Raw genomic sequence first — 1,879 nt, forward strand, 5'->3', positions numbered from 1 at the left:
TTTTTTCAAGGATCTACTACCTACCTTCCTCGAGACTATTATCAAGACGATATGCATATTCCGTTGAGTTTAGATTTAATGAAACAAATAGCTATCGAAGAAATTTTTAGTGGTTATTTAATTGAATTACCATCTGCTACTAATTCTAACAAGGTTCAATATAAAATTAATGACAGTAAATTTATAAATATGGAAAACCGTAATAATGATGGTACTTTTGCTAGTTGTTATAATTGTAAAACATTTGATGAATTTGTAATTTATAGGGTAAACAAAAACTGGAAAAATAAAATAGATAGTACCCAGAACAATTAGGCTTTACTGCAAGTCACTCAATAGTGAATTATGATTGGATATTTACATTAACAAAAAATAACGGCGATGTCAAACCAAGGAATTAAAATAGTGTTTTTAATAGTTCCATTTTTACTATTTTCATGTAAAAAGGAATTAACCGAGGAGCAAAATAATGAAAATTTTAAAAAAAAAAGAGAACAATATTTTTCTTATTCTAAAAAATTAACAGGAGACAAAGAATATTTTTCAATATATAAAAAAGCAAATGACACAATTGCTAATTGGGTCTCTAATAGCCTTGAAATCCCTATAATAAATCCCTATCAATTAGATTCTTTACTTTGTTTTAATAAACAGAAAAATAGATTTTACGGAGCAGTTTTAAAACAAACTATGGTAGAAGAAGGAGTTCAAGATTACATATACGATTTTTATGGCGTAAAAATAAAAGGAAAATGGTATTTTTTTAGGGGCTCTACACTCGTTCTTCCTCGAGAATATTATCAAGAGGATATACATACACCATTGAGCCTTGAAAAAATGAAAAAAATTGCTGTACAGAACGTTTTTAGTGGTTATTTAATTGAAACACCATCTGCTACTAATTCTAACAAGGTTAAATATAAAATTAATGACAGTAAATTTATAAATATGGAAAACCGTAATAATGATGGTACTTTTGCTAGTTGTTATAATTGTAAAACATTTGATGAATTTGTAATTTATAGGGTAAACAAAAACTGGAAAAATAAAATAGATAGTACCCAGAACAATTAGGCTTTACTGCAAGTCACTCCATAGTGAATTATGATTGGATATTTAACTTACCTATAAATGAAGGCGATGTCAAACCAAGGAATTAAAATAGTGTTTTTAATAGTTCCATTTTTACTATTTTCATGTAAAAAGGAATTAACAGATGAGCAAAATAATGAAAATTTAGGAAAAAAAAGAGAACAATATTTTTCTTATTCTAAGAAATTAACAGGAGACAAAGAATATTTTTCAATATATAAAAAAGCTAATGATACAATTGCCAATTGGGTGTCTAATAATTTAAAAGGTTACCAATGGAAGTCTTATCCGTTGGATTCATTACTTTGTTTTAATAAACAGAAAAATAGATTTTACAGTGTCATTTTAAGAAGATGTCAAGAAAAAGGTTGTGTTCAAGACTATATTGTTGACTTTTACGGCGTAAAAATAAAAGGGGAATGGTATTTCTTCCGTGGATCTCTTCTTGTACTACCCCGCGAATACTACCAAGAGGATATACATACACCATTGAGCCTTGAAAAAATGAAAAAAATTGCTGTACAGAACGTTTTTAGTGGTTATTTAATTGAATTATCCTCTGCTACTAATTCTAACAAGGTTCAATATAAAATTAATGACAGTAAATTTATAAATATGGAACGAATTAATACTGATGGTACTTTTGGTAGTTGTTATAATTGTAAAACATTTGATGAATACGTAATTTATATGGTAAACAAAAACTGGAAAGAAAGAATAGAAAGTAGTCATATTGCCCCAACACCCTCTCCTTTTCGAGTTGTTGAGTAGCTTCTAGAGCAATTAG

The 1,879-nt window shown here is 27.9% G+C and carries 3 protein-coding genes; all 3 read left to right on the forward strand.

The window, feature by feature from the left end; all coding sequences use genetic code 11:
* On the forward strand, window positions 1-315 hold a 315-nt coding region (locus BMW63_RS18245; protein WP_175460314.1), incomplete at its 5' end, for a hypothetical protein.
* Between the two features lie 90 nt (window positions 316-405).
* Window positions 406-1,074, forward strand: a complete 669-nt coding sequence (locus BMW63_RS17630; RefSeq protein ID WP_139174292.1) for a hypothetical protein — start codon at window positions 406-408, stop codon at window positions 1,072-1,074.
* Between the two features lie 66 nt (window positions 1,075-1,140).
* A complete protein-coding gene (locus BMW63_RS17635; protein WP_139174294.1) occupies window positions 1,141-1,863 on the forward strand; it encodes a hypothetical protein in 723 nt (240 codons plus the stop codon).
* Window positions 1,864-1,879 lie beyond the last annotated feature (16 nt).

This window comes from Flavobacterium frigoris, assembly GCF_900111075.1.
In the GTDB taxonomy this organism is placed as follows: Bacteria; Bacteroidota; Bacteroidia; order Flavobacteriales; family Flavobacteriaceae; genus Flavobacterium; species Flavobacterium frigoris.